20 protein-coding genes are annotated in these 20,007 nt (G+C 60.7%); 5 read left to right on the top strand and 15 right to left on the bottom strand.

The annotated features are described in order from the left end of the window. Positions 1-273: 273 nt before the first annotated feature. The 3 genes from PM3016_RS08775 to PM3016_RS08765 form a co-directional block, all read right to left on the bottom strand. Complete coding sequence (locus PM3016_RS08775; RefSeq protein WP_014369175.1) at positions 274-774, bottom strand: hemerythrin domain-containing protein; 501 nt, start codon at positions 772-774, stop codon at positions 274-276. A gap of 80 nt (positions 775-854) precedes the next feature. After that, positions 855-1,223 (bottom strand): DUF3147 family protein, encoded by a 369-nt coding sequence (locus tag PM3016_RS08770; protein WP_014369174.1) that lies wholly within the window; start codon positions 1,221-1,223, stop codon positions 855-857. Positions 1,224-1,239: 16 nt separating this feature from the next. Continuing rightward, positions 1,240-1,602, bottom strand: coding sequence for a DUF3147 family protein (locus PM3016_RS08765; protein WP_013915133.1), 363 nt, complete (start codon positions 1,600-1,602; stop codon positions 1,240-1,242). Positions 1,603-1,717: 115 nt separating this feature from the next. On the opposite strand from PM3016_RS08765, the gene PM3016_RS38085 reads away from it, so the two are divergent. Beyond that, the gene (locus PM3016_RS38085; RefSeq protein WP_014369173.1) at positions 1,718-2,407 is read left to right on the top strand and encodes a hypothetical protein; all 690 of its coding nucleotides are present in this window, start codon (positions 1,718-1,720) and stop codon (positions 2,405-2,407) included. Between the two features lie 387 nt (positions 2,408-2,794). On the opposite strand, the gene pflA is transcribed toward PM3016_RS38085, so the two are convergent. Further along, positions 2,795-3,550, bottom strand: a complete 756-nt coding sequence (pflA, locus tag PM3016_RS08760; RefSeq protein WP_014369172.1) for a pyruvate formate-lyase-activating protein — start codon at positions 3,548-3,550, stop codon at positions 2,795-2,797. Between the two features lie 72 nt (positions 3,551-3,622). After that, complete coding sequence (gene pflB / locus PM3016_RS08755) at positions 3,623-5,887, bottom strand: formate C-acetyltransferase (protein ID WP_014369171.1); 2,265 nt, start codon at positions 5,885-5,887, stop codon at positions 3,623-3,625. A gap of 360 nt (positions 5,888-6,247) precedes the next feature. On the opposite strand from pflB, the gene PM3016_RS08750 reads away from it, so the two are divergent. Next, on the top strand, positions 6,248-7,249 hold the full coding sequence (locus PM3016_RS08750; protein WP_014369170.1) for a DUF3231 family protein: 1,002 nt from the start codon (positions 6,248-6,250) through the stop codon (positions 7,247-7,249). Between the two features lie 159 nt (positions 7,250-7,408). Continuing rightward, the gene (locus PM3016_RS08745) at positions 7,409-7,933 is read left to right on the top strand and encodes a Crp/Fnr family transcriptional regulator (protein WP_014369169.1); all 525 of its coding nucleotides are present in this window, start codon (positions 7,409-7,411) and stop codon (positions 7,931-7,933) included. A 123-nt stretch (positions 7,934-8,056) separates the two neighbouring features. On the opposite strand, the gene hmpA is transcribed toward PM3016_RS08745, so the two are convergent. From hmpA to PM3016_RS08715, 8 genes are all read right to left on the bottom strand, one after another. Further along, positions 8,057-9,298, bottom strand: a complete 1,242-nt coding sequence (hmpA, locus tag PM3016_RS08740) for an NO-inducible flavohemoprotein (RefSeq protein WP_014369168.1) — start codon at positions 9,296-9,298, stop codon at positions 8,057-8,059. A gap of 203 nt (positions 9,299-9,501) precedes the next feature. Further along, entirely contained in the window at positions 9,502-10,095 is a 594-nt protein-coding gene (locus tag PM3016_RS39485) for a HupE/UreJ family protein (RefSeq protein ID WP_238540588.1), read from the bottom strand. Continuing rightward, positions 10,095-10,814: a HupE/UreJ family protein gene (locus tag PM3016_RS39480; RefSeq protein ID WP_238540470.1), complete on the bottom strand. Its 720-nt coding sequence runs from the start codon at positions 10,812-10,814 to the stop codon at positions 10,095-10,097. Before PM3016_RS39480 ends, PM3016_RS39485 begins: the two co-directional genes overlap by 1 nt. Continuing rightward, on the bottom strand, positions 10,811-12,091 hold the full coding sequence (locus tag PM3016_RS08730) for a DUF3500 domain-containing protein (protein ID WP_014369167.1): 1,281 nt from the start codon (positions 12,089-12,091) through the stop codon (positions 10,811-10,813). Before PM3016_RS08730 ends, PM3016_RS39480 begins: the two co-directional genes overlap by 4 nt. 313 nt (positions 12,092-12,404) lie before the next feature. Further along, positions 12,405-13,232 (bottom strand): carbohydrate ABC transporter permease, encoded by an 828-nt coding sequence (locus PM3016_RS08725; protein ID WP_013915123.1) that lies wholly within the window; start codon positions 13,230-13,232, stop codon positions 12,405-12,407. Next, the gene (locus PM3016_RS08720) at positions 13,229-14,113 is read right to left on the bottom strand and encodes a carbohydrate ABC transporter permease (protein WP_013915122.1); all 885 of its coding nucleotides are present in this window, start codon (positions 14,111-14,113) and stop codon (positions 13,229-13,231) included. The genes PM3016_RS08725 and PM3016_RS08720 overlap by 4 nt, the downstream gene beginning before the upstream one ends. 10 nt (positions 14,114-14,123) lie before the next feature. Next, positions 14,124-14,315 carry a hypothetical protein gene (locus PM3016_RS39475; protein WP_238540469.1) on the bottom strand — a complete coding sequence of 64 codons (192 nt, stop codon included), beginning with the start codon at positions 14,313-14,315 and terminating at the stop codon, positions 14,124-14,126. After that, positions 14,315-15,412 carry an ABC transporter substrate-binding protein gene (locus PM3016_RS08715; protein ID WP_014369166.1) on the bottom strand — a complete coding sequence of 366 codons (1,098 nt, stop codon included), beginning with the start codon at positions 15,410-15,412 and terminating at the stop codon, positions 14,315-14,317. Before PM3016_RS08715 ends, PM3016_RS39475 begins: the two co-directional genes overlap by 1 nt. A gap of 313 nt (positions 15,413-15,725) precedes the next feature. On the opposite strand from PM3016_RS08715, the gene PM3016_RS08710 reads away from it, so the two are divergent. Further along, positions 15,726-16,442: a polysaccharide deacetylase family protein gene (locus PM3016_RS08710; protein WP_013915120.1), complete on the top strand. Its 717-nt coding sequence runs from the start codon at positions 15,726-15,728 to the stop codon at positions 16,440-16,442. A gap of 9 nt (positions 16,443-16,451) precedes the next feature. Here the strand turns inward: PM3016_RS08710 and PM3016_RS08705 are convergent, their stop codons facing one another. Together PM3016_RS08705 and PM3016_RS08700 are read right to left on the bottom strand one after the other, a co-directional pair. Then, positions 16,452-17,615: a response regulator gene (locus PM3016_RS08705; RefSeq protein ID WP_013915119.1), complete on the bottom strand. Its 1,164-nt coding sequence runs from the start codon at positions 17,613-17,615 to the stop codon at positions 16,452-16,454. After that, positions 17,612-19,459, bottom strand: coding sequence for a cache domain-containing sensor histidine kinase (locus tag PM3016_RS08700; RefSeq protein WP_014369165.1), 1,848 nt, complete (start codon positions 19,457-19,459; stop codon positions 17,612-17,614). Before PM3016_RS08700 ends, PM3016_RS08705 begins: the two co-directional genes overlap by 4 nt. Positions 19,460-19,670: 211 nt before the next feature. Here PM3016_RS08700 and PM3016_RS37220 point away from each other — a divergent pair, with 211 nt between their 5' ends. Beyond that, positions 19,671-19,961, top strand: a complete 291-nt coding sequence (locus PM3016_RS37220; protein ID WP_081473152.1) for an ArsR/SmtB family transcription factor — start codon at positions 19,671-19,673, stop codon at positions 19,959-19,961. Positions 19,962-20,007: the final 46 nt, after the last annotated feature.

The raw sequence follows: 20,007 nt of genomic DNA, 5'->3' as shown, positions 1-20,007 counted from the left end.
CCTTATTTGTCTCCAAACCGCCATCCCATGCCCTCGAACACAGCAATAGCGAATCTGAGTTCCGCTATCTCCACATTCGCCTGTTAAAAGAGGCAAATAGCGAATCGTAGTTCCGCTATCACCTATCTGCCCAGGGCAGGTTAACATTAGCGAATCGTAGTTCCGCTATTTCAATGGCGCCATTACGAGCAGCACATCAAGAACACACTGTTCCTCTCCACCTGCCACTCCTCCCCTGCCCAGCATCATGCGGGCTCCGTACTGCCGCCTCCATTATCCCTGCTCACCGGCAAGCTGCAGGCTCTCCTGCATCAGCGGAAGCAGCAGATCCTCCTCGGCCTCGAGGTGCTCGCGGACCAGCCGGACCGCCTGCATCAGGTCCTCCAGCACGCGGGTCAGCGCAGCTCCCCTTCGTCCGGCCTTCAGGTCCCCCACCTCCCGGAAAAAGGAGTCGAAAAACTCATCGGCCAGCTCGTGCTCTTTCTCCAGCATCCAAAGGGAGGTGACGATGATATGCCCCTCCGGTGTGGGGAACAGCTCCATCAGCCAGGGGAACAGGTCCTTCGTTTCCCACAGGGAGTGAAGGTCCAGCTCGGCGCGCAGGGCCGCAGCACTCCGGTGCAGATCGTCCAGCACCCACTCGGGAAAGGAGCGCCGGCCTCCCCTGTCCATCCCTGCCGCCCGAACCTTCGCTTCCAGCGTATACACCATGTCGCCCAGGCTCCGGTGCTCTTCCGTCAAACGTCTCCATGCGGGTCCCAAGTATGCTGTCATGTTAAATCCCTCCTAATTGGTATACGGACTTAGCCGCCCAGTTTATATCAATGACCGGTACGCCGAGGAGCGGCGGTCCTTTATGAGCTTTTGATCGAGCGGCGGACCTTGTAGATGAGAAAAGCGCTCAGGTACCAGCACACAAGGCCGAGCCCGAGACTGAGCCACCAAAGCCCCGTCGTTTTCATAAAATACAGCACGGCAACGACGCAGACGGCGCATCCCGCCATCCCGTACACGGAGCCCCGGGCAATCTCGGACGCCCGTGCCGACCCCTGCGCCCAGCCCACCATGAGCACCGCGACGATCATTACCGCAGGGAAGGTGGCGAAGATCCCCCCGAGCGCCTTCCACGGCAGCAGGACCGAAGCCGCGTAACTCAAGACCACCGCACTCCCGCCGAGCAAAAAACGAAGCAGCAGATCCTTCCAATTCGTATGCATGGTCATCAGGCCAACCTTTCTTTTAGATACTGAAGAGCAGATACGACACGCCGAGCGAGACGGCGAACCAGCCGCCGATCGACAGCGACAGTCCCCTCTTCCATCCCCGTTTGGCGCACAGGTATCCAACGGCGGCAGCGCACAGAATGTTGATGCCCATCCCGATCAGCGCCCCCTGGGACAGGGAGATCGAGCGGGCTACGAGCTCATTGCCCGTGTGATCCAGACGGATCGCCACCAGGGCAGCCAGGTACACGGCGGGAAAAGCCGCGAAAATCCCTCCGACGCTGCCTCCAAGCTTCTTGGAGAGCACGGAGGCCAGAACGACGGCGCCACCCCCGAACAAAAAACGGAGCAGCAGAGCAGCAAGCGACAGGCGAACCATGGGTTTCTCCTCCTGATTTCTCTTTGTCTTTGTGATTATTTTCACGTAGTAAGGTTGGAAGGATTCCTTGAAGTCGAAGTGCAATAGAAGATGCAGCAGAAGGTGTAAAAAGAACGTGCAATGGAATGCGCTGCACAATTGCATCGGAACCACCAACTTATGGTTCCATTTTACAGGCTGGAAGCCATCGGAAGCTGTGCGGCAGATCACTTGCGGCAAAAAATCCGCTGCGCCTGTCTGCCTTTATCCAGCCGTTCTTCTGTTGCGACTGAACACCTGCCGGCAAAATTCGGTTGCGCCCGTCTGCCTTTATCCAGCCGTTCTTCTGCTGCGGCTGATCACCTGCCGGCAAAAAATCCGCTGCGCCTGTCTGCCTTTACCCAGCCGTTCTTCTGCCACGGCTGATCACTTGCCGGCAAAAATTCGGCTGCGTCTGTCTGCCTTTATCCAGCCGTTCTTCTGCTGCGGCAGATCACCTGCCGGCAAAAAATCCGCTGCGCCTGTCTGCCTTTATCCAGCCGTTCTTCTGCTGCGGCTTCACTTGCTGGCAAAAAATCCGCTACGCCCGTCTGCCTTTATTCCAGCCGTTCCCCTGCCCCGGCGGATCACCAGCCGGCAAAAATCGCCCCCGCCTGTCTCCCTTTACCCAGCCGTTCTTCTGCTGCGGCAGATCACCTGCCGGCAAAAAATCCGCTACGCCCGTCTGCCTTTATCCAGCCGTTCCTCTGCCGCGGCGGATCACCTGCCGGCAACAAGTCCGCTGCGCCTGTCTGCCTTTATCCAGCCGTTCCTCTGTCGCGGCTGATCACCTGCCGGCAAAATTCGGCCCCGCCTGTCTGCCTTTATTCAGCCGTTCTTCTGCCGCGGCAGAGATCCGGCAAGAAAGGCCGGCCGGAGCCATTTTCTTCAGATGTGGCAGCAGGTAACAGGGAGACGCGGCACAAGGCGTAAGAGCTGGGACTCAATCAGGCTGCAGACAGGTCAGCAAAGGCGTGGCACGCTTTCCCCCCGGCTCACCCCTTCCTCCTCCGATCATCCTTCGCACGTGCCGACTGACCCAGCGGCCGGTAAGCGGCTGCACATCTGCACACTGCCAGCGAGCCCTATACTTACTCCCGTCCTTTTACGCACAGCAAAAAAGAAGGCCGTACCGCCTGGGGTACGCGCCTCCTCAACTCCTCTCATGCCTGCGCTACAGCGAAACCGCCTGGCCGCTCTCCCGGGCTCTCTGCGCCCGGCCTTCTTCCAGCAGCCGGTATGCCCGCTGCACCTCCCGGTCGTCCGGGGTCGGCACCCCTTCGAGCGGATAGTCGCGGCCGAGCTGCTGCCACTTGTACACGCCCATCCGGTGATAAGGGAGGATCTCCACCTTCTCGACGCGGCTGAGCCCGCCGATGAAGCGTCCGAGTGCGGTCAGATCCGCATAGTCGTCCGTGATGCCGGGCACGAGCACGTGCCGGATCCAGACCGGCTGCTCCCGCTCCGACAGCCAGGCGGCGAAGCGGAGAATCCGCTCGTTGCTCTGCGACGTCAGCGCCCGGTGCTTCGCGTCATCCATCTGCTTGAGGTCGAGCAGGACAAGGTCGGTGACGCTCATCAGCTCTTCCACATGGTCCGGCTGGCAGTAGCCGGACGAATCGAGCGTGGTATGCAGCCCCCAGCGGCGCTTGCATTCCTTGAACAGCTCCGCAACGAAGGGAGCCTGCAGGGTCGGCTCGCCTCCGGTCACGGTAATGCCTCCGCCCGAGCGGCGGTAATACTCGAGATACGGTTCGATCTCGGCCAGCACTTCGTCAACCGTGACGCTGCGGCCGCGGTTCGGGTCCCACGTGTCCGGGTTGTGGCAGAAGCCGCACTGCAGTGCGCATCCCTGCATGAAGAGCACGAAGCGGATGCCCGGACCGTCAACCGTTCCGAAGGTGTCGATGGAGTGAATTCTACCTTTCATGCGGGATGCGCTCCTTTTTTCCTCAAATGAGTGGCTTGAATATTCCGGCCTGTTCCACTGAAGGCTCCGGGCTTACACCCTGCCGTGGAACGTCCGGTTGATGACATCGAGCTGCTGCTCGCGCGTCAGCTTGATGAAGTTGACCGCATAGCCCGAGACGCGGATCGTCAGCTGCGGGTAATTCTCCGGATGCTCCATGGCATCGAGCAGCTGCTCCCGGTCGAAGACGTTGACGTTCAGGTGATGACCGCGCGTGGCGGCATAGCCGTCCAGCAGGGACACCATGTTGCTCACCCGCGCCTCCTCTTCCTTGCCCAGCCCCTTAGGGATGATGGAGAAAGTATTCGAGATGCCGTCCAGGCAGCTGTCATACGGAATCTTGGCTACGGACGCCAGGGAAGCCAGAGCTCCTTTGCGGTCGCGGCCGTGCATCGGGTTCGCCCCCGGTGCGAACGGTTCGCCGGCCTTGCGGCCGTCCGGCGTCGTGCCGGTCTTCTTGCCGTACACCACATTCGAGGTGATCGTCAGCACGGACATCGTCGGCAGCGCATTCCGGTATGTCCGGTGCTTGCGCAGCTTGTTCATGAACGTCTCCGCCAGCTCGACGGCAATGGCGTCCACGCGCTCGTCGTTGTTGCCGTACTGCGGGTACTCGCCTTCGATCTCGAAATCGACGGCTGTGCCCCATTCGTTGCGGATCGGCTTGACCTTGGCATGCTTGATGGCGCTCAGGCTGTCGGCCACAACGGAGAGTCCGGCGATGCCGCAGGCCATCGTCCGCAGAATTTCGCGGTCATGCAGGGCCATCTCCAGGCGCTCGTAGCTGTATTTGTCATGCATGTAGTGGATTACATTCAGCGTGTTCATGTAGAGCTCAGCCAGCCAATCCATGGTCGCATCGAAGCGTGCGCGCACTTCTTCATAGCCCAGCACCTCGGAAGTGACCGGCGCGGCAGCCGGAGCCACCTGAATGCCAAGCTTCTCGTCCACGCCGCCGTTGATCGCGTAGAGCAGCGCCTTCGCCAGGTTCGCCCGGGCTCCGAAGAACTGCATCTGCTTGCCGATCCGCATGGCGGATACGCAGCAGGCGATGCCGTAATCGTCGCCGAAATGCGGACGCATCAGGTCGTCGTTCTCATACTGGATGGAGCTCGTCTCGATCGACACCTTCGCGCAGTAGGACTTGAAGCCTTGAGGCAGCTCGGTGGACCAGAGCACCGTCAGGTTCGGCTCCGGAGCCGGGCCGAGATTGTACAGGGTGTGCAGAATCCGGAAGGAGCTGCGCGTCACCTTGGTCTGCCCATTTTCGCCCATGCCGCCCACGGATTCGGTCACCCATGTAGGGTCGCCGCTGAACAGCTCGTTATAATCCGGCGTACGAAGGAATTTGACCAGACGCAGCTTCATGACAAAATGGTCCATGAGCTCCTGCGCCGCCTCTTCCGTCAGCTCGCCGCTGCGCAGGTCCCGTTCGATGTAGATGTCCAGGAAAGAGGACACCCGGCCGAGGCTCATCGCCGCTCCGTTCTGCTCCTTGATCGCCGCCAGATAAGCGAAGTACAGCCACTGGACCGCTTCCTTCGCGCTCGACGCCGGCGCGGAGATGTCATAGCCGTAAGAGGCCGCCATCGCCTTGAGCTGCCGCAGGGACAGAATCTGCTCGGAGAGCTCCTCGCGGTCGCGGATGACTTCTTCGATCATTGCGCCGGCCTCGAGCCGCTGCAGCTCGTTCTTTTTGTCCTCGATCAGCCGGTCTACGCCGTACAGCGCCACCCGCCGGTAGTCGCCGATGATCCGGCCGCGGCCGTAAGCATCCGGCAGCCCCGTGATGATGCCCGCCTTCCGGGCCGTCTTCATCGCCGTCGTATATGCATCGAACACACCCTGGTTGTGCGTCTTGCGGATGTCCGTGAACAGGCGCACGATCTCTTCCGGCAGCTTGTAGCCGTAGGCTTCACATGCGTCCTGAACCATCCGGATCCCGCCGAACGGCTGCACGGAGCGCTTCAGCGGCGCATCGGTCTGGAGCCCGACGATCTGCTCCTTCGCCTGATCGATATACCCGGGTGCGTGAGAGGTGATGGTGGACACGGTGTTCACATCCACATCGAGCACACCGCCGTTCGCCCGCTCCTGCACCATCAGCTCGCGGACCTTCGCCCACAGTGCATTCGTCGCATCCGTCGGACCCGCAAGAAAGCTGTGGTCCCCATGGTACGGTGTCAGGTTGAGGTCGATGAAGTCCTTCACGTTAATCTCCTGCTGCCATGCCCCGCCCCGGAACTCTCTCCATCCTGCCGCCCTGCCTTGACTTACTTCCGCTTCTTTCATTGCCATCTTGGAGCACCTCCATGATTTGTGTGCTGCTTGATTCTCTTCTGCATGGATTCATCCTATCACGGAAGGCAGGGGGCCGGATGTGAACCAGATCACTCGGGTTGTGTTCGGAATGTGGCATCCCTCACGTGTCTTTCTTGTGCCCTCCCTTCCATGCTCCACAGGGGGGTTCCGCCTTACCTTTGGACGTTATACCTGATGAAATTCGAAGCTCCCTGCCGTACTTCCCCTCCCAAATTCACTGCCGGTGCTCTTCCTATCACAACCCCGCCGGCCCTGTCCCGACCGCATCTTCCGACGGATAGCCAGGTGCTTGTCATGGAATACTTTCATTACCAAGGCAAGGAAAGGGGATTATCCATGCAGAAGCATCCGATCAAGCTGACTTCGGGCGAAATCGCCCCCTTGTGGACAGGGTACCTCGGAGACAGCATGGCGAACTGCGTGCTCCATTATTTTCTGAGGAAGGTGGAAGACGAGGAAGTCCGCCCGATTCTCGAATATGCCCTCTCGCTGACCAATGAGCATATGGCGTTCAAGGACAAGCTTTTTCGCAATGAGGACTTCCCGATCCCCCGTGCCTTCACCGGCGAAGATGTGAATCCGGATGCGCCGAGACTGTTCTCTGATACCTTCACACTGCTGTATCTGCGGCAGATGGGCACTGGCGGCATGACGGCTTACGGGCTGGCCCTGGCAAGCTCCACCCGGGAGGATATCCGCGCTTTCTTCAACCATAATCTGAAGACGGCCGCGGAGCTCTACAATAAGGCCACCACCCTCCTGCTGGAAAAAGGACTGCTGCCGCGCGTTCCCCATATCACCTATCCGCGTACGGCCGAGTTTGTCCAAAAGGAAGGATGGCTGAACGGGCTGCTCGGCGACCGGAGAACGCTTAATGCCGCCGAGATCACCCATCTGCACCTCAATATCCTGACGAACCGGATCGGGCAGACCCTGATGCAGGCCTTCGCCCAATGTGTGCGGTCCAAGGATGTCATCCCCCACATTGTGCGGGGAATGCGGATCGCCACGAAGCATATTGAAGTGTTCAGTTCCCTGCTGCGTGACGACCATCTGCCGGCCCCCGAGACCTGGGAAGCCGAGGTGACCGACTCGGTGGAGTCCCCGTTCTCCGATAAGCTGATGCTCCACCACACCCTATCGCTCTCCGCTCTCGGACTCAGCAATTACGGGGCGGCCGTCGCCGGCAGCATGCGAAGAGACCTCGCGACGGTGTATATCCGGCTCGCCGCCGAGGTCGGCACGTATGCGGATGACGGGGCCGAGCTCATGATCCGCAAGGAGTGGCTGGAGAAAATGCCGGGCGCTATCGAACGCGATGCGCTGATTCAAGCATAGACCCGGCTTCTTCCGTCACCTCGCCGGTACAGCCCCTCCATTCCCGGAAGGGGCTGTACCGGCGGGGGCCTCTGTCCTCGTACGCGCTCCGGATGTATAATGGACACAAAAAAGCGAAAGCCATGGAAGGCTTCCGCTGATTCACAGGGGGCATGCGGCATGATACTGCACAAAGGCGAAACATTATTCCGGCAGGGGGAACAAGGGCCGCTCTATCATCTGAAGAGCGGCCTCTTGAAGATCATCCGCGTTCATGAGGACGGGCATGCGCTCCTCGTGAACATCATAGTCCCGGGGGAGATCATCCCGCATCACTCCCTGATCTCGCCGAACCCCTACTACGGGACGGCCGTTGCGCTGGTCACCTGCGAGATCGAAGTGCTGCCCGCTGCGGACTGGTACGGCGGGCTCGAGAGCGACCCGGCCAAATACCGGTCCACGGCGAAGCTGCTGCAGGACAAGCTGCGGATGATGCAGCAGCGGATCGACCAGCTGACGGAGACGGCCCCGGCGGCCAAGCTGCAGAAGCTGCAGACCTGGTTCGAACGGTACCTGGGCCCCGGCAAGCTGACCGATGTGCTCACGCAGGACGAGATCGGCCAGTTCATCGGCCTGCGCCGCGAGACGGTCAACCGGCTGCTTAGGGCCCAGGCCGCGGAGGCGGCAGGCGGGCCGAAGGATTAGCCTCTGCTCACAGCCGATGCTTCCGCAGCTTCATGCCTGAGCCCCTTCGGTCCCTTCCCTGGGCTGCCCGCCCGGCAAGACGGGCAATCTCATCCCCGCACAGCCAGCCGCAAAGTCACCGCTTTACGGATGCACCGGCGCCGCCGCTCCCTTCAAGGAGCCCGCCGGGCCGAAGAATTCGTAGTGAATCCGCGAAGCGGGCACACCCCATGCTTCGAGTATACCGTTCACCGCGCTCATGAAGGGCACCGGGCCGCAGAAGTAGAAATCCGCACCGGCGCCGGGCACCACACTGCGCAGCCACGCCAGGTCGATATAGCCTTCCTGATGGAACCGGTTCCCGGCCCGGTCCCGCTCCGTGGGCTTCTCGTAGCACCAGTGCACGGAGATCTGCTCATGCCCTGCCGCCAGCCCTTCCACTTCTTCCCGCAGGGCATGAACATCCCCGTTCTGCGCCGCATGAATGAACGTGACCTGCCGGTGAGGCTGCTTCTCCGCCAGGGTGTGCAGCATGCTGACCATCGGGGTCAGGCCGACCCCGCCGCTGATGAGCACGACCGGTTCGTCCGAATGCCGGTTCAGCTCAAAATCCCCTGCCGGGGCCGACAGCCACAGCACACTGCCCTCCGTGACCTGCTCGTGCAGGTAGAGGGATACCTTGCCGGCCGGGCGGTCTCCCGCTGCGTCTTCCCGCTTCACGGAGATCCGGTAATAGGGACGGCCGGGCGCATCCGAGAGACTGTACTGCCGGATATGGGTGTGCGCCTCGCCCGGGATATCCAGACGTACGCTGACATATTGGCCCGGCTCGAACTCCGCCAGCTTCCTTCCGTCTTCCGGCACCAGATAGAAGGAGGAGATGACTTCGCTCTCCCGCACCTTCCGCTGCACCCGGAACGCCCGGAAGCCGGCCCAGCCGCCCTCACTGGCCTCCGCGGCCGCGTACATGTTCGCCTCCACACCGATGAAGACGTCCGCGATCACGCCGTACGCTTCCTTCCAGGCCTCCAGGATCTCCTCCGTTGCCGCGTCGCCGAGCACTTCCGCGATCGCTGCAAGCAGGTTCTCGCCGACGATCCCATAATGCTCGGGCCGGACGCCGAGGGAGCGGTGCTTGTGGGCAATGCCCTTCACGACCGGCAGGATCGTCTCCAGCTTGTCGATGTTCTGGGCCGCGGCATACACCGCGTTTGCCAGTGCCGTCTGCTGGCGGCCCTGCTTTTGGTTCGCATGGTTGAAGATATGAAGCAGCTCCGGATGCCGGCTGAACATCCGCTCGTAGAAGCGCCGGGTGATGGCCGTACCGTGCACCTCCAGGACAGGGACGGTGGACTTGATGATGTCAATGGTTGGCTGGCTTAACATATGCATTCTCCTCACTTGGGAACGGATTGGAATATACCCCCATTATAGAGAAGGCTGCCGCGCTCCATAGTGATTCGAATCACACCGACTAAGGTCGATTTGTGACATACCTCACACACCAGCCTCACACCCCTATCCTCCTTTCTCCCTGCACGCCAAAAAAGCCTGGACCCCCAAGGGCCCAGACTCTCTCCAAGTGCATTCTACTTCAAGGAAGGCACCGCTCCCCGCTTCAGCTCCCCGTTCTTCCTGAACCAGGACCCCGTGAAGCCCATGACCGCTATGCACGCCAGCGCAGCGACCAGCCACAGGGCGTGCCCGCCGGCCGCATCGGCCAGTGCGGCAGCCTTGTTCGACGTTCCAAGGGCCCGCTCGGCCATCCAGCCCAGCGCAGCAATCCCGGCGAACACCGCGCCGGCTGTACGTACCGGATGATAAGCCCGTGTGAGGCTGAGCAGGATCAGCCACGGCACGGTAATGGCAATCACGAACAGCTGCATGAGCTCGATCCCTAGGTTGAAGCCGAGAATGCTGAGGGCCTTCTGCCAGGACGTCATGCCAAGCTCCGTGATCAGCGCGGCGAACGCCATGCCGTGCACCAGCCCGAAGCTGCCGGCCACGAGCACTTCGCGGCCCGGGAACAGCGGACGCAGAGCGTGAATCGCCGAAACCAGAATCGATACGGCAATCAGGATCTCCACGGTACGCTCCGGAAAGGGGATCCAGCCGAGCGCTCCGGCAATCAGGGTGAAGGAATGGCCGAACGTGAAGGCCGTGACGACCTTGAGCAGTCCCATCACGCTGTGCCGTGCCCCTGCGACCCGTCCCAGCGCCCGCCTCGGACGGCCAGCGGTGCAGGGAGCAGCAGCACCAGCAGGAACAGCAGGTGGTCGAAGCCTTCGGCAATATGGTGCATCCCGGAGGCGACCACACTCTGGAAGCCGGTCCAGAGGCTGCCCCCGCTCCGGTCGACATCCAGCGACTGCACCTTGCCCTGGATCGTACCGATCAGCTCCGGATCGGCCGCGGTTATCCCGCTCTTCCAATCGCTGCGTACGGACACCAGGATGGTATGCGTCAGAAGCTCGCGGATAATCACGTCATAGTTCAGCGTGAACTTCTCCACGGAAGCGCCGGCTGGAGGCTGAAGCCAGACCTTGACGATCAGCTCGCTCCCCTGCTCCTCCGCCTGCACCTCCAGGCTCCGGACTTCCACGGTCCACGCTTCCCCTTCCGGCGTCTGCGGCTGAATGCGTTCCGCCGCATAGGCGGACAGCTCCCTGCCGTAAGAGGCAGGCACATCCTCCGGATTCGCGGTAAGCGTCTGCCCGAAGGCCACTTCGAGCCGGTCCAGCGGCAGCTGCAGCTCCGCCTCCACACCGTCTTCATGCACATCGAGACAGACGGCCGAGCTCGGCATGGCATGAGCGGAGGCCGGCCCCGCCGGCAGCACCGTCAGGACCGTCATCACCACGAGGCTGAGACAGAGGAGGATCAGATTCCGTCCGGCCCTCATGACGAGAAGCTCCCGCCGTAATCGGCCAGCTTGTCACGCCAGATCGTGTGGAAGTGGATCTGGTCCTTGTACGCGACGCCCGTCTGGCAGACGAATTCGATCCAGACTCTCGGGCCGCTGATACGGATGTAAGAACCGTGGTCCGCATAGCTCGTGGAGCCCGACCAGCCGATATACGTCTGGCTCAGCGCTTCCTCGGACAGGTAGGCGGACAGCAGCTCCTGCGACAGCTCCTCGTTCGCGTCCTTCACCCACGCTTCGATGGAAGCCTTCACGAGCGCTTTCTGAGAATCATCCAGCTCCGTATACAGGATGCCTTCCTCCTTCGCCGGGAAATTGCCGTCCTGCCCCGGACCGACGAGCACGTCGTCGAACTTGCCCGAGATCGTCGCGGTCTTCTGCTGCTCGGCACTGAGCGAGCCGAGCATAGTGTACATGGCGTCGCGGCGGGCTGCCAGCGGCTCATACGTCACGCCGTCCATCGTGAAGGTCTGCGGCTCCACGCCCACGAACATCGGGGTGGCGCTGTCCGTCTTCATGTTGAACGAAAGATTCGCCGCGTAGTGGTGGCCGCTGATCTGCAGCACCCAAGGCTCCGTCGCCGAAGGGGTGCCCAGGAACGCGATATAGTACAGGTCGGCGTCCCACATCGTATTGCCCGTATCCGTCGTCAGATACTCATCCGCGAGGATGATCGAGCGCAGCGTGCTGTACCCGGTTCCGCTGAGCGCTTCCGCCGCGAGGGCCTTCACGGCCTCCAGGCTCTCCGTGCTGAGCGTGCCGAACATGAGGCCGTTGCGCTTCACATTGCCGGCCGGAAGATTGGACCAGACCGCGCCGTTCTCGGCCGTCAGGTCAAACTGCACCGCTTCCTTCTGCTCGTCGGTCAGCGTCTTCAGGAACGCATCCGCGAGGCATGCCACCGCTGCGTCCGTCTCCGCACTGCTGCTGCAGGCGGTGCTGCCTGTCACCGCATCCGCCTTAACGGCTGCCGCCACGTCCGTAACCCGGCCCGTCGTCGTGTCCACCGCTTCGCCTCCCGGACCGCCCGGGCCTCCGCCAGGGCCGCCCTGCCCATCCGGCGGAGGTCCGCCTCCCGGGCCCGCGTTCGCCGGTGCGGCTGTCGTCCCTTCCGCTGTGCTTGCTGCAGCGGTCGTGTCCGCCGTCGTGCTGCCGCTCCCCGCCGTCGTGCTGATCGCTCCATTCGCACAGGCGCTCATCACCAGGCTCATCGCCACCGCCATCAGGATTGTCTTCGTTTCTTTTTTCCGCTTCATTTGTATGTACCCCCGTTAATGTTCTTAGTTGTCAGCCGTCAGGCCGATCCTTTCGCACCAAGCGGCTGCTTGACTGCTTCCTTCGATCTGTTACCCATTATGCCGCGGGGGACTGAGCCCTTCATGAGTGCAGGCTGAACGTTTGCTGAAAATAGCGCCGGACCGGCTCGAAACACCTGCTCCGCCCACGAACCGGACACGCCAAAAAAGACCCTGACGCAGCTTCCTGCGGACAGAGCCTTCTTTTACACCACAACTCCTAAACTGCAGCTTCTCTTTCACTCCCCGCCTGCTCTCCGTCTCCCGCTTCGCTCTACCCCTTGATCGCACCGCCTACAATGCCTTTGACAATATGCTTCTGCATGAAGAGGAAGAAAATGAAGATCGGCACGAGCACGATCACGGTCAGAGTCATGAACAGCGGCCAGTTCACGGAGAATTCCCCCTTGGCCTTGTACACCTGCAGCACCAGCGTCGCCTTGTCCTGCGAATTCAGGAAGAGCATCGGCGCCAGGAAGTCGTTCCAGATCCACATCGTCTGGTAGATGATACTCGTCATCGTGATCGGCTGCAGCAGGGGCAGAATGATCCGCCAAAACACGCCCCACACCGAGCAGCCGTCAATGATCGCCGCCTCGGAGAGCTCCTTCGGCAGCGTGCGCATATATCCTGAGACGAGGAAGAATACGAACACCGCCCCGCCCATGTAGAGGATGATGAGCCCCCACAGCTTGTTGATCAGCCCGAAGTCGGTCATGAGCTCGAACAGCGGGATGAGCGTCGTCTGGAACGGGATCAGGAATCCGGCGAGCAGGTACACCACAATCACCTTGTTCAGCCGGTTCGGATTGTAGACGACCGGGTAGGCGGCCATCGCGCCGATCAGCACCATCAGCAGCACGGAGATGACCGTGATGAAGAGCGAGTTCCCGAAGCTGCGGAGCAGCGGGGTTTCTTCGAAGACCTTGATATAGTTCGAGAAATCCCAGTTCTTCGGCAGGCTCATCGGGTTGATGGCCGTCTCCGTCGGCGTCTTCACCGTGTTGATGAGGATGAGGTAGAACGGGAAGAAGGTAAGCAGCCCGAAGGGCAGCATCAGCACGTCAAGCAGCCATTTGCGTCCAGCCGTACCACCGTTCATTGGATTCCCTCCTCTCTCTTCTGCATCCAGCTCACCTGCACGAACGCCAGCACGAGCACGATCAGGAAGAACACGATCGACATCGCGGAAGCGAGCCCGTACTGCACTTCCGTGATGCCCCGCAGCACAATCACCTGAGTGATGGTGTGCGTTTCGAAGCCCGGTCCGCCCTTGGTCAGCGCGAGGGGAATCTCGAATACCTTGAGCCCGCCGGTCAGCAGCAGCATGACGCTGACCGTCATGGCCGGCGCAAGCAGCGGCAGCGTGATGCTGCGGATCTGCTGCCAGCGGCTTGCCCCGTCAATCGCGGCGGCTTCGTAGTAGTCCTTCGGGATCGCCTGCAGGAACGCCAGGTAGAGCACCGCATGCCAGCCGGCTCCCGCCCAGGCCGACACGACGATCGTCGACACCTTGGCGAGCACGGGGTCCGACAGCCAAGGCTGCGGCCCGAGGCCGAACAAGGTCTTCAGGACCTTGTTCAGCACACCCGAAGAGATCGGCGCGAGGATGAAGCCCCAGATGTAGGCAAGGAGCAGGCCGCTCGGGATCGACGGGAAGAAGAAGATCGCCCGGTGCAGGTTGCGGGTGGCGAAGTTCTGGTCGAGGATCAGCGCCAGCGGAATCGCCACCACCGTGATGAGCACGGTGCTCGCAATGGCGAAGATCAGCGTATACGAGATGCCCGAGACGATCGCGTCGTCCTGGAAGATTTTCATATAATTCGCGAGCCCGACGAAGTTGTACTCCTTGACATACCCGTCGAAGTCGGTGAAGCTGAGCAGCAGCGACTTCAGCAGCGGGTAGATCGTGAAGACCGTATAGAAGAACAGGATCGGCAGCAGAAAAATCTGGAACTGCACATTGCGCAGAAATTTGCTCATGTGGCCCGCCTCACTTCTTTTCCATCTCTTGGAGCTTGCTGTCGAGTGACTTCGCCACCTGCTCCGGCGTCATCTTGCCGACTACCATGTCCTGCACCGCAATCGTGAACTGGTTGCGCAGCGCCTCCTGGTGTCTCGGCCAGGCGACCATCGGCAGGTAGAACTTGCCCTTGAGCAGGCCGTCCTTGTACGCTCCCTCCATCACCGGATGCACCTTGCTCTCGTAGCCCTTGGCCGTGATGAAGGCCCGCGTGCCCTTCTCGAAGAGCTGCAGCCCCTCCGGCGTCGACAGATACTCGACGAACGCCAGCGCTTCTTCCTTGTACTTCGTCTTGCTGTTGACGGCGAAGCCCACGCCCGGGGCCCCCGAGTAATAGTTGTCCCCGGGTTCACGCCCGGAATCGGCATCATATCGTACTTGAGATTCGGGTTCGCCTGCTCGATCGTGGCGATGCTCCACGGCCCGCCCTGGAACATCGCGACACTGCCGATCGCGAATTCGTTGACGATCTGATCGGCGGTCAGCCCGATCATGTCCGGGGTGATGATCTTGTTGTCGATCAGCCCCTTCTTCCAGACGTTGAACGGCTCAAGCCAGCCGTCCTGGAAGGTCTTCGTGCCTTCGAATATTTTCTTATCGAAATCCGGGTCCTTCGCCAGCGTCATGTTCGCATACAGGCCGTTATGGATCATCGTCACGTCCTGAAGGTTATCATACAGCGGCACGATCCCCGCGCTCTTCAGCTTGAGGCAGACGGCGATGAACTCGTCCCACGTGGCGGGCGGCTTCTCGATTCCGGCCTTCTGGAACAGCTCCTTGTTATAAAAGATTCCCCCGGCCCAGCCGGTCTGCGTGAACGCGTAGGTCCGGCCGTTCTTGCTCAGCATCGGCTTGTTGCTGTCGAGCATCTTGTCCATGAAAGGCTGGTCGGTGAGGTCGATCGCGTAGCCGCCGTCGATGATCTCGTTGCGGTTCTCCGCCGCAATGATGAAGATATCCGTCGCCGAACCCGACAGCAGCATCGTCTGCAGCTTGGCGATATAGTCCTTGACCGGAGGCGCATGCTGGAAGTCGATCGTGACGTTAGGGTATTTCTTCTTGAACCCTTCGAGGACGGGCGCCATCTCCTGCTCATTGTTCCAGGACAGGAGGCTGAGCTTCACCTTCTTCGCCGCAGTGCTTCCCGCGTCCGTCGAACCCCCGGCCGCCTCCCCGCCTCCGTTCCCGCCGGAGCAGGCCGAGAGCAGGGCCGAGAGAGCGAGCAGCGCTGTACTTTTTTTCCACATCGAGCTTCTCATACAGGTAGTACCCCCATCGTTCATTTTATTGTAAGCACTTACATTTATGATTATAAGGAACCGGCCGCAGGATCTGAATTTCTAATCTTGCACATCTTCATGTCAATCCTTGCGTGGGAAGCCGGCAGCTCCTCCTCCGTCTTCTGTTAGGAATGCGTCAGCCCTCAGGCATGGTAATCGCGGTTATCCCAGGATACACTGGAGATATCAACGATCTACCGTTCCTGATAACGCAGACAGGACTCGCTCCGCAAGCGGGACCGCAGCCGCCTGTACAGCCCCAAAATCCACGTTGAAAGCCGGGTCTTTCGCTATGAAAAGAAAATTATACTATACAGGGATCGGGATTCTGTTCCTGTCCCTGCTGCTGTTCGGCAGTTATAAACTGATGACTTCCCGGACGTACCAGCTTTTCGGCGGTTTGACTTCTTCCGTACAGACGGATCGGAAGGTCGTTGCCTTGACCTTCGATGATGGTCCTACGAAGAACATCGACTCCATTCTCCCGATCCTGGACCGGTACCGGGCCAAAGCGACTTTCTTTCTGATCGGTCAAGAGATCGAAGCCCACCCGGAGGCTGCCCGCAGGATCGCCGAAGGGGGCCATCAGATCGGAAATCATACGTATTCCCACCACCGGATGATTTTCAAAACGCCTTCCTTTATCCGGGAGGAGATCGAAAAGACAGACATGCTGATCCGGGAGGCCGGGTATACGGGGGAGATTGATATTCGGCCGCCCAACGGCAAGAAGCTGATCGGCCTGCCCTACTATCTGAAGCAGCATCATAGAGAGACCATCATGTGGAGTATAGAGCCGGATACTTATTCCACCTCTGCCTCCGAGAAAGTGAATTACGTCAAGAACAACGTGAAGCCCGGTTCGATTATCCTGATGCATCCCATGTATGATAAAACCGGGAGCGAGCTGGCCGCCGTCGAAGCCATCCTGAGGGCCCTCTCCGATGAGGGATACACCTTCGTTACCGTGAATGAACTTCAGGCCCTGGATGGGCATTCCGCTTCCTGAAGCGGAGTGCTAACGAACCGCCTGCCCTGCGCCTGCGCCTGCGGCACGGTACTCCTTCGGCGCCACGCCGTAATGCTTCTTGAACGCCTTGCTGAAATGGCTCTCGTCCGCATACCCCGTGGCCTCGGCTATCCGGCCGTTCTTCCAGTCGGTCCCGCAGAGGAGCTGCGCCGCCTTCTCGAGCCGCCGTCGTGTGACGTACGGCCAATAGTTCTCGCCGAACGCCTGCTTGAAGGTGCGGCTCAGCTGGTACTTGTCGATGCCGAAGCGGTCGGCCACGGTCTGCAGGCTCAGATCGCCGTCCAGGTGGCTGTCGATGTGCGAGCGGATGCACCGCAGCTTCTCCATCATCCGCGGCCCCCCCTCCCTGCTCCCTTCGCGGGCGCGCTGCGCTTCCTCCCGGCTCTCGGCGATGAGCTGCGGGAACTCCCGGAGGCTGCCGGCGATCCGGCTGACCCCGAAGACCGCGACCGCCTCCTCATCCTCGCGTGTTGTGTACCGCTCAAGGCCTGCGCACAGTGCCTCCCGCTCCATCCCTTCAGGCAGGCCGGCGAAGAGGAGATGCCCGGCCTCCCCGTCACCGGTCACCAGCGGCAGGAGCACGGCTCCGTCCGGCAGGGCCTCGGTCATGTCCGCGGTGGGAACGGTCGCCCCGTCCGGCCCGGCCATCACCGTAAGCACGGCACAGCCGCCGATCCCGAGCTTCCCCATGGCCTGCTCTGCGGCAGCAAGCCGTTCGTCCGGCAGCCGGCCGGCGAGGCTCAGATGCGCCAGCTCCCGCTCCAGCAGGCTCCTTGCCTCCGAGCGGATCGCGGTGATCAGCTCCCGCAGCGCCCCCTCCAGCAGCTCCGTGTCCACGGGCTTCAGGAGATACTGCGACACGCTGAGCTTCAGCGCCTCCCGCGCGTATTCGAACTGGTCATACGCGCTCAGGATGACCGCCCTCGGCTTCTGCGGCAGCGACTGGATCCGGCGCAGCGCCTCGATCCCGTCCACGCCCGGCATCCGGATGTCCATCAGGAGCAGGTCGGGTTCCATCAAGGCGGCAAGCTCCGCCGCCTCCGCTCCGTCATAGGCGCTGCGCACCTCGGTAATCCCGAGCGCGGCCCAATCCACCATGGTGTGCAAGTACTGGTGCAGCGATCTCTGGTCATCGGCAATAAGCAGCTTCATGATACCTTCTCCTCCTTCTCAGGGTGTACGTCTGCGGCTCCCGGCAGCACGATATGGATGCGGGTTCCCCTGCCGGGGGTGCTGCGGATCCTCAGGCCGAAGCCCGGACCATATCGCAGCTTGATGCGCCGGTCCACATTGTGCATGCCGATGCTGCCGGAACGGGAGGCATCGCCGCCGAGCTGCCGGCTCACCCATTCCCGCCGTTCGCGGCTCATGCCGCAGCCGTTGTCGCTCACCGTGACGAGCATGCCCCTCTTCACCGGGGTGACGCGGATGCGGATCTCGGCGTCCACCGGATTCTCCCGGAAGCCGTGGAGAATCGCATTCTCCACGATCGGCTGCAGGATCAGCTTGATCGCCGGCGCTTCCAGCAGCGCGGGATCCCCCACTTCGCAGTCGAAGCTAAGGCGGTTATCGTACTTTTTGGCCAGGATGAACACGTAGTCCCGCACATTCCCCAGCTCCTCCCGCAGCGTCACGGTATCGGACGACCGCTGCATGGAGTAGCGGAGCAGCGAGCTCAGCGCAAGGATGATCTTGTTGGAATCGGCGGCACTGCCGCACACGATCTCCGTCTGGAGCAGCTGCAGCGTATTGAACAAAAAATGGGGCTGAATCTGCGACTGCAGCGACTTCCACTGCGCCTCCTGCAGGGCGATCTCCGAGCTGTAGTTGAGCTTCACGAGCTGCTCGATGCGCGCGACAAGCTCCTTGAACTTGCGGCCGATGAGGTTGAGCTCGACGTATTTGTAATTCTTGGGGACGACGTAGAGGCTGTCCTCCCCCACGCTGTCCAGCGTATGCAGCAGCCGGCTGAACGGGCGGGACAGCCGCACCGTGAGCAGCACGGAGACCAGCGTATTGAGCAGCAGGCAGACGTAGAGAATGCCGGCCAGCTTGGCGCGCAGCGGCCCCGCCTGGCCCCGGATCTCCGCCATCGGCACCGTGGAGAGCAGCCGCAGTCCCTCCACAGCCGTGGGCTGGAAGATGACGAGCTTCTCCTGCCCGCCGACTGTGGCGACGAAGCTGCCCGACTCGCCCCGGTCCATGCGGTCGATCCCTGGAAAATCCAGCGTCTGCCCGATCATCCCGCTGTCCTTGTGCACGATGACCGTCCGGTTCCCGTCGATCATGAAGATCTGTTCCTCACTTCCGTAGGCACTCTGCTCGAACAGCCCGTTGATCTTCCGGAGGTCCAGATTCGCGATGACCGCCCCGTCCGGCTCCTGCCCGGCATCCCGGATGGGAAGCGCAATGGACAGCACGGACGTGTTGGACTTCGAGAGCAGGCTGCTGACATAGTAATTCTGCCTGTGCAGCCCGAGAGTCACGAAGCCCTGCGCATGCGGGGAGGAGACCGCCTCCCGGAACCAGGACTGCTCCGTGAACGGGTAATCCCACCGCAGCGACTTCCGTCCGTCCAGGTTGTTGACATACCCGTTCCTGCCGAGAATGAGAATGTCGCTGATCAGCGACTGGAACGAGGAGACGCCGAAGGCCAGGTCCGAGATGTTGCGCTCGTGCAGGAGCTTCTCCTGCATCCCCATCCGGTCGCCGGCGCGGATCATATGGACGACCGACGGATGTCCCGCGAAGCCGGCGAGGGAGCGCTTCGCCTCCTCGAGATTGAAGCGGAATCCGATCGCCGCCTGCTCCATGACGCGGTAGCTGGCCTCCGTGATCTCCTCCGTCATCGAGTCCGTCGAATCCCGGATCGACACGGCACCGAGCAGGAAGAGCAGCAGCAGATTGATGCCGAGGTACGAGACAAGCACATTGCGGATGATGGTTCTGCGCAGCAGCGGCCGGAGCAGCGCATGGATGCGGCCCTTCGTCTTCACTTCCCAGCCTCCTTCCCTCATGGAACCGGATCGGGCAAGCCTCCGAGCCAGCCATGTAAGGGCTTTCGTTTTTGTTCTCGTATAATTAACAAAATCATTAATTTATTCTATAATCATTAACTTGTCTCCTTTATTTCACTTATAAATCGGACAATGTGGTCGTATTTTACTAAAGACTTGACTTGCGGCGGCATCTTAGTACAATAGTTTTATGACTACTCAAAAACCAACAAATGATGAACTCCGAGTCAAAATATTTAAGGCATTGGCGGATGAAACCAGATTGGACATCATACGAGCTTTATACACCAGCAAGAAGGAGATGAATTGTGGAGAAGTAGGAGACATTCGCGATACTACGAAATCAAATACTTCGTATCACCTGCGTGCTTTGAAGGAGGCGAATTTAATCAAGGTACGAAAAGAAGCTCAAGTGAAGTATACGAGTATCGATGTAGAGACTTTTCAAACTTACCTGCCTGGATTTCTGGATACATTGTAGAAGGAAATCTCTTTTTTTCGCCATTAGTTCAATAATCATTGAACTT

It is taken from the genome of Paenibacillus mucilaginosus 3016 (assembly GCF_000250655.1).
Lineage (GTDB): Bacteria > Bacillota > Bacilli > Paenibacillales > NBRC-103111 > Paenibacillus_G > Paenibacillus_G mucilaginosus.
Note: the sequence above shows the minus strand (reverse complement) of the source record. Positions and strands in the feature narration are given on the sequence as shown.